We start from the raw sequence: 15615 nt of genomic DNA on the forward strand, positions 1-15615 counted from the left end.
CGAAAGAGCGAGGCGCTCACTTAGAGGTCCGAGCCCTCTACTTCAACGCCCCCTACTTGAGCGCGCCTCTGCGCAGCATGGCCACATGGGTGGCGATCAACGTCTCGCGCTCGATCCAGGGAAATTCCGGCCGGGCGATCAGCAGCGAGACCAGACCGTGCAGCCCGGCCCACAGCGACTGGGTCGCGGCCATCACGTCGTCGCCGGCCATCAGCCCGCCGGCGTGCAGCTCGCCGACCATCTCGACGAACACCTGGAAAACTTCCTTGCCGGCGGCCATCGGCTTTCCGCCGGTCTTCTCCAGAAACGAGCCGTCGATGCTTTTCTCCAGCATGAAGGCCACGCGGTAGGCGTCGGGATGGTCGAGGCCGAAGTCGATATAGACCCGCAGGCAGCGATCGAAATTCTCGGTGGTCGGGGTGTAGCCGACCCGCGCATCGGCCATCCGCTGGCCCAGGATCGCGAAGGCCCGCACGCACAGCTCGGCGGCGATGTCGTCCTTGGTGGTGAAATAGGCGTAGAGGGCCGGCTGCGAGATGCCGGCGATCTCGGCGATCTGGCGGGTCGAGACGGCGTGGACGCCCTTCTGGGCGAACAGGCTCTGGGCGGCGTCGAGGATCTCCTCGCGGCGCTCGGCGCCCTGGCCCTTGGGTTTGCGTGGGGAACGCGTTTGGGGAGACTTCATCGAAGGTCGTTGACCACTGCTATCCAAGCTTGACAAGCCATCGCTATCAATCACTGATAACTTATCATTGATCGATTTGGAACAGCTTATGTGGCGGACACCGCTCCCTCCCCTGGCGGCGCTGCTGATGACGACGGCGCTGGCGGCCTGTGGCGGCAAGGCCAAGACCGAGACGGCGACCCCGCCGACTCCGGTCGAGGCCGCCCGCGTCGCCGCGCCCGGAGCGGCCGGCGCCGTGACCGGAGCCGGTACGCTGGAGCGCCGCCGCGAGATGGCGCTGTCGTTCCGCATCCCCGGCGTGCTGACGGCCATGAAGGTCGAGGCCGGCGACCGCGTCTCGGCCGGCCAGCTGGTCGCCGCCATCGATCCGGCCGGGGTCGACGCCCGCCAGCAGCAGACCGTGGCCGACCTGGAGCGCGCCCGCCGCGACATCGAGCGCGACAAGACCCTGTTCGAGAAGGGCTATGTCAGCCGCCAGCGGATCGACGACCGTACGAGCGCGCTGAAAGCCGCCCAGGCCGCCTATGACGCCGCCCGCTTCGACCGCCGCTGGGCCAGCCTCGTTTCGCCGGCCTCGGGCGTGGTGCTGGAGCGTCGCGCCCAGGCGGGCGAGGTCGTCGCCGCCGGCCAGGTGGTGGCGCGGATCGCCGATCTCTCCAGTCCGCTGGTCCTGCGCCTGCCGCTCTCGGCGCGGGAAGCCGCGCGGGTGCGGGTCGGCGATGTGGCGCAGGTTCGGGTCGAGGATCTCGCGGAGCAGACCCTGTCCGGTCTCGTCACCCGCGTCGGCGAGGCCGCCGACACCCGCACCGGCGCGATCAGTGTCGAGATCGAGCTCTCCGCCCCGCCCGCCGCCCTGCGCAGCGGCCAGGTCGCCCACGCCACGCTGTCGGTTCGCACCGCTCCGGGCGCGACCACGGCCTTTGCCCGCATCCCCGCCGAGGCGGTGCTGGAGGCCAACGGCCAGCGCGCCTTCGTCTACCGGTTCGACCACGGCAAGGCCCGGCGCATGGCCGTCGGCTTCGGCGGCTTCGACGGCGACGACGCCCTGGTCTCGGGCCTGCCCGACGGCGCCCAGGTGATCACGGCCGGGGCCGGCTTTGTCGCCGACGGCGAGGCCGTGCGGGTCATCGACCCCAAGCGCCTCGACGCCTCTAGGGGTCAGTAAGCCGTGAAGTTCGATCTCGCGACCTTCGCCGTCCGTCGCTGGCAGTTCACCCTGGTCGCCTTCGGCCTGCTGATCATGCTGGGGATCAACGCCTTCAACAACGTGCCGCGCTCGGAAGACCCCCACTTCCCGACGCCGATCGTCATCGTTCGAGCGGTGCTGCCCGGCGCCGAGCCGTCCGAGATCGAGCAGTTGATCGTCGACCCGATCGAAGACGCCGTCGACGGCCTCGACGACATCGACAAGGTCGAGTCGACCGCCGTGGATGGCTCGGCCATCATCCGCGTCCACTTCACCTGGGACGTCGACACCGAGCGCAAGTTCGACCAGGTGGTGCGCGAGGTGAACGCCATCCGCGGAAACCTGCCGGCCGGCGTGCAGCGGCTGGAGATCGAGCGGATCCGCACCACCGAGGTGTCGATCGTCCAGGTCGCCCTGACCTCCGACATCCTGCCGATGCGCCGCCTGGAGAAGACCGCCGACCGCCTGCGCGAGCGGCTGGACCGGGTGCCGGGCGTGCGCGAGGCCAAGTACTGGGGCGCGCCGCCGTCCGAGGTGCAGGTGACCCTGGACCTGGCCCGCCTGTCGGCCCTGAAGCTGCCGCCCACCGCCGTCGTCGACGCCCTGAAGTCGGCCGGCGCCGAGGCGCCGATCGGCGCGGTCCAGGCCGGGGAGCGGCGCTTCAACGTCAAGTCCGGCGGGGCCTTCCACGATCTCGCCACCATCGGCGACACGCCGGTCCGCTCGCTGGGCGGCCAGGTGACCCGCGTGCGCGACGTCGCCCAGGTGGCCTGGGCCCAGGCCGAGCCGACGCACCTGACGCGCTTCAACGGCAAGCGCGCCATCTTCCTGACCGTCAACCAGAAGGACGGCCAGGACGTCGCCAAGATCACCAAGGGCGTGCAGCGGGTGCTGGACGACTACGAAAAGACCCTGCCCGCGGGGGTGAAGATGGAGCGCGGCTTCGTCCAGGCCGAGAACGTCAAGCATCGGCTGAACAACCTGTTCCGCGATTTCGGCATCGCCCTGTGCCTCGTCCTGATCACCCTGCTGCCGCTGGGTCCGCGCGCCGGCCTGGTGGTTATGGTGTCGATCCCGCTTTCCCTGCTGATCGGCCTGACCATGCTGCAGGCCCTGGGCTTCACCCTGAACCAGCTGTCGATCGCCGGCTTTGTGCTGGCCCTGGGCCTGCTGGTCGACGACAGCATCGTCATCACCGAGAACATCGCCCGCCGGGTGCGCGAGGGCGAGGACCGGGTCGACGCGGCGATCAACGGCACCCGCCAGATCAGCCTGGCGGTGCTGGGCTGCACGGCGACCCTGATGCTGGCCTTCCTGCCGCTGATGGCCCTGCCGGCGGGTTCGGGGGCCTATATCAAGTCGCTGCCGGTGACGGTGCTGTGCACCATCGCCGCCTCGCTCTTCGTGTCGATGACCATCATCCCGTTTCTGGCCAGCCGCCTGCTGGACAAGCACTCCGATCCCGAGGGCAACGCCCTGCTGCGGGCGGTCAACAACGGCATTCACCGCTTCTACCGGCCGGTGCTGCATCGCGCCCTGGCCCGGCCGTGGGTGGCCATGGCCATCCTGCTGGCCATCTGCCTGACCACCTTCCCGCTGGTGAAGCTGGTCGGCTCGTCGCTGTTCCCGGCCGCCGAGACGCCGCAGTTCCTGATCCGCGTCGAGACGCCCGACGGGACGTCCCTGGCCCGCACCGACCAGGTGCTGCGCTATGTCGAGCAGCGCGTGCGGGCCGAGCCGGACGTCATCTGGGAAGCCGCCAACCTCGGCCGCGGCAACCCGCAGATCTTCTACAACAAGAGCCAGCGCGAGAGCGCCACGACCTTCGCCGAGGTGTTCGTCAGCCTGAAACGTTGGGAACCCGGCCGCAGCGAGCAGGTGCTGGACCGCCTGCGCAAGGCCTTCGCCGACTATCCCGGCGCGCGGATCAGCGTGCAGACCTTCGAGAACGGCCCGCCGATCGACGCGCCGGTCGCCGTGCGCGTCACGGGGCAGAACCTCGACGTGCTGAAGGCCCTGGCCGCCCGAGCCGAGGCGATCCTCAAGGCCACGCCGGGCGCCCGCGACGTCACCAACCCCGTCCGCCTGGACCGCACCGACCTCGATCTCGGCGTCGACGAGGCCAAGGCCGCCGCCCTGGGCGTCCAGGCCGGCGCTACGCGGCGCATCGCCCGCCTGGCCCTGTCCGGCGAGGAGACCGCCCGCTTCCGCGATCCGGACGGCGACGACTACGCGGTCAAGGTGCGGCTGCCGATGGCCCAGGCCGACGGCGCGGCCCGCAATCCGCTCTCGGCCCTGAAGGGGGTCTATGTCCCGACCGCCGACGGCCTGGCCGCCCCGCTGGACGCCATCGCCACCCCGCGCCTGAAGTCCAGCCCCTCGCGCATCGACCGCTTCGACCGCGAGCGGACCGTGACCGTCAGCGCCTGGGTTCGCACCGGCTTCCTGGCCTCGGGCGTCACCCAGGACGCCCTGGCGCGGCTGAACAAGGACCTGCCGCTGCCGCCCGGCTACCGCCTGTCGCTGGGCGGCGAGGCCGAGGCCGCGTCGGAAAGCTTCGCAGGGTTAGGCGCGGCGGTGCTGGTGGCGGTGTTTGGGATCCTGGCGGTGCTCGTTCTGGAATTCCAGAAGTTCAAGACCGCCCTGGTCGTGGCCGGCATCATCCCGTTCGGGGTGTTCGGCGCGGTGCTGGCCCTGGCCCTGACCGGCTATTCGCTGTCGTTCACCGCCACGATCGGCGTGATCGCCCTGATCGGCATCGAGATCAAGAACTCGATCCTGCTGGTCGACTTCACCGAACAGCTGCGCCGCGAAGGCATGAACCTGCACGACGCCATCGAGAAGGCCGGCGAGGTGCGCTTCCTGCCGGTGCTGCTGACCTCGGTGACGGCGATCGGGGGGCTGCTGCCGCTGGCCCTGGAGCGCTCGGGCCTCTACTCGCCCCTGGCCATCGCCATCATCGGCGGGCTGATCACCAGCACCCTGCTCAGCCGCGTGGCGACGCCGGTGATGTACTGGCTGACGGCGCGGGGGAAGGCGGAGGGGGCTTAGGGCGTCGGTCCGGCCTTGCTATAGGCCGCCATCGTCCATGACCAGCAAGAAGACGGAACCGCCGCTAACGCCAGATATGTCGTTTGACGAGGCTATGCGGCGGTTCGTCCAGACCGATCCGTCCGGAGTAAAAGCGCCACCAGGACAGAGACCTAAGAACCCCAGGCCGAAACCTGGGGCTCCAAGTGAGACGCCCAAAAACCGCCTAGTTGCGTGGGTGGGGCGGTTGCTTCTTGCGGCGGAACGCTTCTCGCCGAAGGGGTTCGCAGCGTAAGTGCTTGCACCGGTTACGGCGCAATTTGACGCGGGTGTTCATGGCCGGAATCCTTCAATGGCCTTGACTTTGGAGGTGTCTCCGGTAGGATTCCAACTGCTTAGACTGGATCATACCGGAGACGGTTTTGGTTTCGGAAGGCCCGGCTTAGGTCGGGCCTTTTGCGTTTTAGTTCACCATTTTTGCGCCCCCCGTATCTTGGGACGGAAAGAGATCGCCGCGCTGCTCTGACGGCGCAGAGGCGACCTCTGGAGCCTTTTGGGAGGGAAGCCTATACTTCCCCTCGCCACCGCGAATGAGCATATCCCGTTTGACCAGCTTGCTCAGAACCGCATAGACCGTGTTGATCCGCTCGTTCGCGAGCGCGGCGGTCTCCGGCGAATTCTTGAAGCGCCCGATAAGCTCTTTTGGAGTCATCGGCCCACCATCGGTGATGGCAGCGATTATAACGGCGGCGGCACCTCCCGGTTGAGATGCATCTTGCGCTTGCTCTGCCTCGACAAGCTCGCCCGCCTCAATCCGCCGGAACACGTCCGCTAGATAGGTCGCACGCCCGCTCCGAACGATCTTCTTTTCGGCTTCAAGGAGACGAGCGGCGGCGAAATATCCGTTCGGGCTATTCCGATACCGATCGGCAAACTTCCCGAACCCCATCTTGACGGCGCGCTCCATGAGAGCGGCATTCGTGTAACCCCGGTCGGTACCCTTGAGCACCGCAAGAATGAAGTCCCGCCATGACTCAGGCGCGGGATCGGACGGCTGATTCTGTCCGACTCCTCCCTCAGTTTTGGCGTGGCTGACGAGGTCAAGGATGGGGGTGAGTACAGGGGGCGACTCATCAAGCATGGTAGCCGCCGCGAGGACTTTTTGGTCAATATAACCAATCCGCTCAATGGCTTGGCCTATGCGCGCCAGCAAACCTTCCCGCTCCTCAAGGAGGGGGGAGATTGATGCCATCAGCACGGCGCGCAGCTCAGGAGAGGGTTTATCCATGTGCAGGGGCATATCATGCCACAGCTAGGCATGGAAGCCACCGCGCGGTAGTTTGGTAGTAAGGGGTGGCTTTTGTTTGCCGTCCGTTCCGGTTCTGGGTCCAGCACGCATATAGGTACCTCCCCCGGAGGGGGGGGACAGAGACGTCCGCGCAGCCCGCCGCTTGCGTATTGTACGATCGTATAGCAACCTCTCCACCTACTCTGGGGGAGAGACACGATGGCCGAGACCACCACCCGCGACGCCGTGATCATCGGCGGCGGTCACAACGGCCTGGTCTGCGCCTTCTACCTGGCCAAGGCCGGGCTGAAGGTCACGGTCTGCGAGGCGCGCGGCGTGGTCGGCGGGGCGGCGGTGACCGAGGAGTTCCACCCCGGCTTCCGCAACTCCGTGGCCAGCTACACGGTCAGCCTGCTGAACCCGCGGGTCATCGCCGACATGGGCCTGCACGACTACGGCCTGACCTTCCTGGAACGGCCGATCTCGAACTTCCTGCCGATCAGCGACGAGCGCTATCTGAAGCTGGGCGGCGGACTGGAGCGCACCCAGGAAGCGTTCCGCAAGTTCAGCTATCGCGACGCCGAGGTGCTGCCGGCCTACTACGCCATGCTGGACGAGATCGGCGACGTGCTGCGCGACTTCGCCCAGGAGACGCCGCCGAACCTGGGCGACGGCCTGCCCGGCGCGCTGCGAGCCCTGCGCCAGGGCGGCCGCCTGGCCATGCTTTCCCGGCAGAGGAAGCGCGACATCTTGGACCTGTTCACCAAGAGCGCCCGCGACGTGCTGGACGGCTGGTTCGAGAGCGACGCGGTCAAGGCCGCCTTCGGCTTCGACGCCGTGGTCGGCAACTTCGCCAGCCCGGACTCGCCGGGATCGGCCTATGTGCTGCTGCACCACACCTTCGGCGAGGTGAATGGCAAGAAGGGCGCCTGGGGCCACGCGGTCGGCGGCATGGGCTCCATCACCCAGGCGATGGCCAAGGCCTGCGAGGCGGCGGGCGTCGAGATCCTGCTGAACGCGCCGGTCGAGGGCGTTCACATCGACGGCGCCAAGGCCGTGGGCGTGCAACTGGTCGACGGCCGCCAGATCATGGCCCCGATCGTCAGCGCCAACGTCAATCCGGCCCTGCTCTACAAGAAGCTGGTCCCGCCGTCGGCCCTGACCGCCGACTTCCGCAAGACCGTCGATGGCTACAAGAACGGCTCGGGCACCTTCCGGATGAACGTGGCGCTGTCGGAGCTGCCCAGCTTCACCTGCCTGCCCGGCAAGGACGCCGCCGAGCACCACCAGTCGGGCATCGTGATCGCCCCCAGCCTCGACTACATGGACGCGGCCTATCGCGACGCCAAGGCGGACGGGATCAGCAAGGCCCCGATCGTCGAGATGCTGATCCCCTCGACCATCGACACGTCCCTCGCGCCTCCCGGCCAGCACGTGGCCAGCCTGTTCTGCCAGCAGTTCGCCCCGCCCCTGCCGAACGGCCGCAGCTGGGACGACGAGCGCGAGGCCGCCGCCGACCTGATCATCGACACCGTCGAAAAGTGGGCGCCGGGCTTCAAGGCCTCGGTGCTGGGCCGCACGATCCTGTCGCCGCTGGACCTGGAGCGGAAGTTCGGCCTGATCGGCGGCGACATCATGCACGGCCACATGTCGCTGGATCAGCTGTGGGCCACGCGCCCCTTCCTGGGCCACGCCAGCCACCGCGCCCCGGTCGGAGGGCTCTACATGTGCGGGGCCGGTACGCATCCGGGCGGCGGGGTGTCGGGCAATCCGGGGCGGAACGCGGCGCGGGAGATCCTGAGGGACAAGGACTTCGTCACGGCCCTGAAGCTGTCGGTGGTGGGGCGGTGATGCCTAAAAACCCGATCTTCCCGGCGAACGCCGGGACCCAGATACATCCCGAGCCTAGGCCTTATCTGACGCCTCACAGCCTTACGATCTGGGCCCCGGCGTTCGCCGGGGAAATCGGAAAAGGAGGCGCCCAATGACCGCCATTTCCAACGAAGACCCTCAATCCAACGACTCTTTGGCCGACTGGGGTCTGCCCGGCTGGATCTACGGCTCCGAGCGCTTCTTCCGCGAGGAGCAGGATAAGATCTTCCGGCCCTCGTGGCAGATCGTCTGCCACCTGAACGACATCCCCAAGGCCGGGGACTTCCACACCTTCGACTTCGTCGGCGAGAGCCTGGTGCTCTTGCGCGGCAAGGACGGCGGGGTGCGCGCCTTCGCCAATGTATGCCGCCACCGGGGCGCGCGGCTGCTGGACGGCCCGGTCGGCCGCTGCGGCGGGCGGATCGTCTGCCCCTACCACGCCTGGACCTACGACCTGGAAGGCCGGCTGATCGGCGTGCCGATGCGCGACGACTACCCGGCGTTGGACATGGCCAAGGAGGGGCTCGCCAAGATCGAGACCGAGATCTGGCGCGGCTTCGTCTTCGTGCGGATCGAGGGCGAAGGCCCCTCCGTGGCCACCATGATGGCCCCCTACGAGGATGAGGTCGCCCACTACCGCTTCGAGGACCTTCAGCCGTTCGGCCGCGTCACCCTGCGGCCGCGCACGGTGAACTGGAAGAACATCAGCGACAACTATTCGGACGGCCTGCACATCCCGGTCGCCCACCCGGGCCTGACCCGGCTGTTCGGCAAGGGCTATGGCGTGGAGGCCCACACCTTCGTCGACAAGATGTGGGGCCAGCTGATCGACGAGCCGTCGGAGAGCCCGTCCGAGCGGCTCTACCAGGACCTGCTGCCCGACGTTCCGCACCTGCCCGCCGACCGCAAGCGGCTGTGGACCTATTTCAAGCTCTGGCCGAACTTCGCCTTCGACATCTATCCGGACCAGGTGGACTTCATGCAGTTCATCCCGGTCTCGGCCACGCAGACCATGATCCGCGAGATCGCCTACGCCCTGCCCGACGAGCGGCGCGAGATGAAGGCGGCGCGGTATCTGAACTGGCGCATCAACCGCCAGGTCAATGCCGAGGACACCGAGCTGGTGGCCCGCGTACAGCAGGGCATGGCCTCGCGCACCTTCACGGCCGGGCCGCTGGCGACCAGCGAGGTCAGCCTGCGCAGCTTCGGCCGCAAGATGCGGGCGCTGATCCCGGAGAGCCGGCTGGCAAGGCCGCCGGAGGGGTGGTGAGCCCTAGGGCCGCTCAAACGCCTGTCATCCCGGAAGCGCGTAGCGCTGTCCGGGACCCAGGGGCCGGCGCGGTGCGGTCGCCCCTGGGTCCCGGCTCTCCGCTTCGCTGCGGCCGGGATGACAAGCTTTGGGGATGGGGAAGGTGACCCGCGCCGCCTTCACCCGCGAGACCGCCGACGTCCGCCGTCAGGCGCTCGTGGCCGCCGCCGAGACCGTGCTGGCGCGCGAAGGCGTCGACGGAACCTCCGTCCGCGCGATCTGCGCCGAGGCGGGCGTCTCGCCGGGCCTGTTGCGCCACTATTTCGAGGGGGTCGACGAGTTGATCGCGGCGGCCTACGAGGCTGTCGGCCAGCGGATCGATGCGGCGCTGGACGCGGCGCTGGAGGCCGCCGGCCCGACATCTCGCCAGCGGCTGCTGGCCTATCTGGGCGCCAGCTTCGCGCCGCCGGTGCTGGATCCGCGCCTGCTGGCCGCCTGGATCGGGTTCTGGAGTCTGGTCAAGACCAAGCCGCGCATCGCCGCGATCCACGCGGCGTCCTACGCGGACTTCCGGGCGCGACTGGAAGGGCTGTTGAGCGAGGCGGACATCGCCGACACCCGCCTGGCCGCCATCGCCCTGACGGCGACCGTCGATGGCCTGTGGCTGGAGCTGTGCCTGGACCCGGCGACCTTCAGCCCGCAAGACGCGCGCGTGATCGTGACGCGCGCGCTGGAGAGCTGGCTGGCTTAAGCCGCGGCCGCCTGGTGCGCCGCGCGGTTGCGGCCCCACGAGGGCGTGCGGACTTCCGGCGCGTCGACGTGAACCTGGGCCTTACGGCCCTGTTCGCGCATGTGGCGGGCCAGCAGCTGGGCCAGGGCCTCGGCTTCGTGTTGCGAGGAATAGCAGCCAATCAGTTCGGCCGAGTCGTTCCAGGTCACATGCCACACACCGGCGACCGGGCGGACGTAGTAGTGGTTCTCGGTCATGGAGACCTCCTTGGACGTACTCAACGTGTACTAACCACGTCGACATGACAGTTGTTTCGCTCTCGCACAATCAAATTGCGCTGCGATGCACAATGCATGGTCCGGGCCAAGGTCCGCTGTGCCGAATTTCACAGCGGGCTAGGGGGCGTCCTTTACGACCGCCCCGCCCTTCATGACCTTGGGAATCCGGGTCAGGATCCCGATGTCCGCCAGCGGATCGCCGGACACCGCGATCAGGTCGGCGTAGCAGCCGGCCGCGTCGCAGCCGACCTTGCCGGTCTTGCCCATCAGCTCGGCCGCCACGGTCGTGGCCGACTGGATCGCCTGCATCGGCGTCATGCCGTACTTGACCATGTAGGGCAGCTGGCGGGCGTTGAGACCGTGCGGATAGACGCCGGAGTCGGTGCCGTAGGCGATCTTGACCCCGACCTTCACCGCCTTGCGGAAGCCCTCGCGCTGGGCCTCGGTGGTCTCGTAGTTCTTGCGCAGGGTTTCGGCGGGCCAGCCGTGAGCCTTGCCGTATTCGTCGATCCAGTCGCCGTCATAGATGTCGGCGACCAGGAACACGCCTTTGGCCTTCATCATGGCGATGGCCTCGTCGTCCATCAGCGAGCCGTGCTCGATCGAGCGGACGCCCGCGCGCATGGCGACCTTCATGCCCTCGGCCCCGTGGGCGTGGGCGGTGGCGTAGGTCCCGCGCCTGGCGGCCTCCTCAACGGCGGCGCGGATCTCGTCTTCCGACAGCTCCAGCTGGCCCGGCTCGGTGCCGACGGTCAGCACCGCCCCGGTGGCGATCAGCTTCAGGAAGTCGGCGTGATGCGCCAGGATGTTGGCCGCTTTCCGATGCGTGTCCGCGGCGTCCTCCACCACGCCCACCCGCATCTCGGCCGGGATGCCGACGTCGGTGGCGATGCCGGTCACCTCCCCGCCGCCGCCGGGCGCGGTGATATAGGCGCCGGCCACCGACATGCGCGGGCCGGGCACGAGACCGTTGTTGATCGCGTCGCGCAGGGCCACGTCGCCGAACGCCCGCCAGGTCCCGACGTCGCGCACGCTGGTGAAGCCCGCCATCAGGGTCTTGCGGGCGTGATCGGCGGCGATGAACGACTGGTAGGCGGCCGTGGTCAGCAGCGGCTCGGCGATGTTCTCGGTCTGCTCCTGGTCGACCAGGTGGGTGTGCATGTCGATCAGGCCGGGCAGAACGGTCAGCTTTGACCAGTCGGTCACGGGGCCATCCGTCGGCGCGGTCGTCCAGGCCGTGACGGCGGTGATCTTGCCGTCCTCGACGCGGATCAGCCGGTCGGTCAGCACCTTGCCCGACTGCGGGTCGATCAGACGCCCGGCGCGGACATAGGACGCCTCGCCGGCCGATGCGGCGGTGGCCACGAGCCCGGCCAGCAGGGCCGCGGCGGTCAGGCAGGCGATCCTGAGGCGGGCGATCATCGGGCGGCCTCGCGAGCCAGGCGCGCGCGGCGCATCAGCAGATAGACCGGCGCGCCGGCCGCCAGCAGCACCAGCCCCCAGAAGGTCACCGACCAGCCCGCGCCGTAGAAGGTCCAGGCCGAGTAGACCGCCGCCAAGGCGGCGATGGCGGCGAAGGCCGGCGAAACGGGCATCCGCTTCTCGCGTCCCAGCTTCAGCACCGCCAGCGAGCAGAAGAGATAGGCGAACAGGCTCGACGCCGTGGCCAGCAGGGCCATGAAGGTGAAGGTGTCGGCCATGGACTTGGCGTAGTTCATCACCACCAGGATCGTCACCAGCACGCTGGACATCAGGTGGGCGCGAACCGGCGTGCCGTTGGCCGTGGTCTTGCCCATCCAGGCGGGGAAGACGCCCTCGCGGGCCATGGCCGCCGGCAATTCCCCCTGCAGCAGCACCCAGCCGTTCAGGGCGCCCAGGGCGCTGATCGCGGCGAAGGCGGCCAGGGCCAGGCGAAAGTCGCCGCCGCCGTGATAGGCCATGAAGTCGACCAGCGGGGCGTTCGAGCCCTGCAACACCGAAACCGGCGTCAGCAGCAGCACGCCCGACGAGACGAGCAGATAGATCAGGCCGGTGAAGGCCGTGCCGAACAGGGTCGAGCGCGGAATATTGCGCTCGGGCTGGTCAACCTGCTCGGCGGGAATGGTGGCCGACTCCACGCCCAGCAACGCCCACAGGGTCAGGGCCGCGGCGGCGGTGACGCTGCCGCCCGACAGGGCCGAGGGCTCGAAGGGCGCGATCGCCGCGGGTCCCTTGCGCAGCAGGATGAGGCCGGCCAGGCCGGCCACGGCGACCAGCGGCGCCAACTTGAGGATCGTGGTCACCAGCTGGGTCCAGCCGGCCGTGCGGGCCCCGGCGCAGTTGATCGCCGTGGCGATCCACACCATCGCGACCGTGACCAGGGCCGCCAGACCTGGGGTCTTGGCCAGGTCCGGAACGAAGACGCTCATATAGCTGACGGCGGCGATGGCCAGGGCCGCGTTGGAGACCCAGACCGAGATCCAGTACGACCAGGCGACCATGAAGCCGGCGGGTCTGCCGAACGCCTCCTCGGTATAGGCGAACGGGCCGCCGGCGCGGGGAAAGGCCCGGGCCAGCCGCGCGAAGACCAGCGCCAGGCACAGCGCCCCGCCGATGGTGATCAACCAGGCGATGACGGCGTTCCAGCCATAGGGCGCCAGCGAGGCCGGCAGCATGAAGACGCCCGAGCCGATCATGTTGCCCACGACCAACGCCGTGCACATCCACAGGCCCAGGGGTCTTGGATCCGAGGTCTTCACTCTAAGCTCACTCCCTAACCCGCTCGGCTATTCTGTCGTCATTCCCGCCCTTGTGGCGGGAATGACGGGGGAAGGGGAATGATCGAGACTCCCCTTCCCCCTAGACCTTGAACGGATCCTAGAACGTCTTGCCCAGCTTGACCCCGATGGTGCGGGGCTGGTTCGGGACGATGTAGTACTGGGTTCCGCAGACGCTTTCGGCGCACTCGGCGTAGCGGTTCAGGCTGGCCCGCTTGTCGAAGGCGTTCTTCAGATAGACCGAGATCGACAGGCCATCCTTGTCGACGCCGGCCGAGAAGTCGGCGGTCGTGTAGCCCTTCTGCCGGCCGATGATGGCGCGCTCCTTCAGGCGCAGGTCGGTCCAGTTGCCGGACTGGCCGACGACGGCGCCCTGGGCGAAGGCGTCCCAGTCGGCGAGGCTGAACTCGTAGCGCGCCGTCAGGTTGGCCTTGTACTTCGGCGTCACCGGCAGGACCGTGCCGTCAGGAGCCTGCGGCGAGGCGCAGGTGGTGATCGGATTGCCCGAGGCGTCGGTGAAGCCGCAGTAGTTGGCCGTCAGCTTGGCGTCGGTATAGGCGCCCGAGGCGTTGATCGTCAGGCCGTGGACCGGGACCCAGGTGATGTCGCTTTCCACGCCCTTGATGCGGGCCTGGTTGGCGTTCTTGATCTCGGTCAGGCCGTTGGCGCCCAGGATCGAGAACTGGAAGTTCTTCCAGTCCTCCATGAACACCGCGCCGTTCCAGCGGAAGCTGTTGTTCAGCCAGGTGGTCTTCCAGCCCGCTTCGTAGTTCTCCAGATAGTCGGCGCGGTAGGGCGGCAGGGTCGAGCGGCGGTTGATGCCGCCCGGCCGGAAGCCCTTGGAATAGGTGGCGTAAACCAGCTTTTCGCCGTCGATCTTGTAGGTCAGCGTCACCTTTGGCGAGTTGCCGCTCTCCTTGGTGCCCTTGTCCAGGTTGATGCAAGGCGCGTCGTCGACCTTGACCGTCGAGGCGAAGCAGGCCCGCTCCCCGGTCGAGCCATAGCCGGCCCCATAGCCGAAGAAGCCGGCCAAGGTGTTGTTCGACTTGAAGAACCGGATACCGGCGGTCAGCATCAGCTTTTCGGTGATGTCATACTCGGCCTGGCCGAACACGGCCTTGTCCCGATCGATCCGTTGCTGCGCCGTCAGCCAGATGGTGCCCGTATGTCCCGGCGCCGACAGCGTGCTGCCCAGACCGTCGATCTTGTAGTTCTGGAAGATGTGGTGCTTCTGCTTCTGGTAGAAGCCGCCGACCACGAACCGCAGCTTCTGGTCCTGCGGCGAGGCGATGCGGATCTCGTGGCTTTCCTTGCGGTACCGGTCCTTGCCCTGGATGTACTGCGAGGGGTTCACGAGATTGCCGGCGTTGTCGGTCCAGGCGAAGCCCGAGCCCAACTGGTCGTAGAAGTACGAGTAGTCGGTGTAGTCCGAGTTGGTGACGTCGTTACGCTTCAGGTACGAGCCGGCATAGGTGACGTCGAGATTGGCGATCTGCCCCTCGATGGTCATGGCCGCCTGGACCCACTTGTCCTTGCTGCTTTCCGGGTAGAAGTGCGCGACCTTGAGGTCGCCGACCTTGGGATCGAAGGCGAACAGGCCGCCCACCTTCTGCACCTGGCCCATGACCGTGGGCGTGATCACCCAGTTGTCGTCGACCTCGATGCGCAGGGCCGCGCGGCCGCCCTGGGTGTAGACGGAATTATAATTGTCCCTGACCCGGGACTTGTTGTTGATCGTCACGTCATTGGTCGGATCGGCATCGCCGCGCGTGTAGGTCCGCGTGCCCGCCACGTTGTCGATATAGCCGGCGTCGCGGACGTCCCAGCCGACCACCCGCACGGCCATCTTGTCCGACAGCGGAATATTGACGAAGCCTTCGACCGTGTGGCCCGTGCCGCCGTGATCGACCTTGTTGGCCTCGACGTCGACGCCGGCCGAGAAGCCGCTGGTGGTCGGCTTGTTGGTGATGATCCGCAGCGTGCCGGCCTGGGAACTGGCGCCATACAGCGTGCCTTGCGGACCGGCCAGGGCCTCGACCCGGGCGATGTCGTAGACGTGGATGTCCAGGGCGCCCTGGATGGTGGTGACCGGCTGTTCGTCCAGATAGACGCCGACGCTGGGCAGCGAGCCGGAGTGGTTGCCGTCCCCGCCGCTGGCCACGCCGCGCATATAGACCTGGCCGAACCCTGGGCCCGAGGTCGTGAACGACACGCTGGGCAGGTACTTCACATAGTCGACGAAGGCCGCGACCTGCAGTTGCTCCAGCTTCTCGCCGCCCATCGCCTGAATGCTGACGGGCACATCCTGCAGGTTTTCCGATCGCTTCTGCGCGGTGACGACCACTTCTTCCAGAGCGGTCGATGATTGCGGCGCCTGCGCTTGAGCGTAGGCGATGGTGGTGAACATTGTAGATGCGAACAAGGCGGCGGAACACATGCCGACCTTCTTCAAACGAACCGATCCCGACGACATTTAGTCGCTCCCCTTGGCGGCTTTGATCGAACGAGGTTCGACCTGCCTCAAGCGTCCGGCAAGATTGG

11 protein-coding genes and 1 pseudogene are annotated in these 15615 nt (G+C 67.7%); 5 read left to right on the plus strand and 7 right to left on the minus strand.

The features are described from left to right. Nucleotides 1–52: 52 nt before the first annotated feature. A complete protein-coding gene (locus AC07R7_RS04200) occupies nucleotides 53–685 on the minus strand; it encodes a TetR/AcrR family transcriptional regulator (protein WP_492886621.1) in 633 nt (210 codons plus the stop codon). A 76-nt stretch (nucleotides 686–761) separates the two neighbouring features. On the opposite strand from AC07R7_RS04200, the gene AC07R7_RS04205 reads away from it, so the two are divergent. Together AC07R7_RS04205 and AC07R7_RS04210 are read left to right on the plus strand one after the other, a co-directional pair. Then, complete coding sequence (locus AC07R7_RS04205) at nucleotides 762–1850, plus strand: efflux RND transporter periplasmic adaptor subunit (protein ID WP_494634280.1); 1089 nt, start codon at nucleotides 762–764, stop codon at nucleotides 1848–1850. A 3-nt stretch (nucleotides 1851–1853) separates the two neighbouring features. Next, nucleotides 1854–4922, plus strand: a complete 3069-nt coding sequence (locus tag AC07R7_RS04210; RefSeq protein WP_494634237.1) for an efflux RND transporter permease subunit — start codon at nucleotides 1854–1856, stop codon at nucleotides 4920–4922. A gap of 442 nt (nucleotides 4923–5364) precedes the next feature. Here the strand turns inward: AC07R7_RS04210 and AC07R7_RS04215 are convergent, their stop codons facing one another. After that, nucleotides 5365–6189 carry a hypothetical protein gene (locus tag AC07R7_RS04215; protein WP_494634238.1) on the minus strand — a complete coding sequence of 275 codons (825 nt, stop codon included), beginning with the start codon at nucleotides 6187–6189 and terminating at the stop codon, nucleotides 5365–5367. 219 nt (nucleotides 6190–6408) lie between these two features. Between AC07R7_RS04215 and AC07R7_RS04220 the strand changes: the two genes are divergently transcribed. Beyond that, nucleotides 6409–8040 carry a phytoene desaturase family protein gene (locus tag AC07R7_RS04220; protein WP_494634239.1) on the plus strand — a complete coding sequence of 544 codons (1632 nt, stop codon included), beginning with the start codon at nucleotides 6409–6411 and terminating at the stop codon, nucleotides 8038–8040. Between the two features lie 133 nt (nucleotides 8041–8173). Then, a complete protein-coding gene (locus tag AC07R7_RS04225) occupies nucleotides 8174–9331 on the plus strand; it encodes an aromatic ring-hydroxylating oxygenase subunit alpha (protein WP_494634240.1) in 1158 nt (385 codons plus the stop codon). 48 nt (nucleotides 9332–9379) lie between these two features. On the opposite strand, the pseudogene AC07R7_RS04230 reads toward AC07R7_RS04225, so the two are convergent. Further along, nucleotides 9380–9493 (minus strand): annotated as a pseudogene (locus AC07R7_RS04230) (hypothetical protein); the annotation flags it as partial. Between AC07R7_RS04230 and AC07R7_RS04235 the strand changes: the two are divergent. Then, nucleotides 9465–10061, plus strand: coding sequence for a TetR/AcrR family transcriptional regulator (locus AC07R7_RS04235; RefSeq protein WP_494634241.1), 597 nt, complete (start codon nucleotides 9465–9467; stop codon nucleotides 10059–10061). The pseudogene AC07R7_RS04230 and the gene AC07R7_RS04235 overlap by 29 nt on opposite strands. Here the strand turns inward: AC07R7_RS04235 and AC07R7_RS04240 are convergent. The 4 genes from AC07R7_RS04240 to AC07R7_RS04255 all read right to left on the minus strand — a co-directional run bounded on the left by AC07R7_RS04240 (nucleotide 10058) and on the right by AC07R7_RS04255 (nucleotide 15547). Then, nucleotides 10058–10297, minus strand: a complete 240-nt coding sequence (locus AC07R7_RS04240; RefSeq protein WP_492886636.1) for a hypothetical protein — start codon at nucleotides 10295–10297, stop codon at nucleotides 10058–10060. The two genes, AC07R7_RS04235 and AC07R7_RS04240, sit on opposite strands and share 4 nt — an antisense overlap. Nucleotides 10298–10435: 138 nt before the next feature. Then, complete coding sequence (locus AC07R7_RS04245; protein ID WP_494634242.1) at nucleotides 10436–11740, minus strand: metal-dependent hydrolase family protein; 1305 nt, start codon at nucleotides 11738–11740, stop codon at nucleotides 10436–10438. Beyond that, entirely contained in the window at nucleotides 11737–13020 is a 1284-nt protein-coding gene (locus tag AC07R7_RS04250) for an APC family permease (RefSeq protein ID WP_494634281.1), read from the minus strand. Before AC07R7_RS04250 ends, AC07R7_RS04245 begins: the two co-directional genes overlap by 4 nt. 154 nt (nucleotides 13021–13174) lie before the next feature. Continuing rightward, nucleotides 13175–15547, minus strand: coding sequence for a TonB-dependent receptor (locus tag AC07R7_RS04255; RefSeq protein ID WP_494634243.1), 2373 nt, complete (start codon nucleotides 15545–15547; stop codon nucleotides 13175–13177). Nucleotides 15548–15615: the final 68 nt, after the last annotated feature.

The organism is Caulobacter sp. GW821-FHT05F04 (assembly GCF_059419665.1).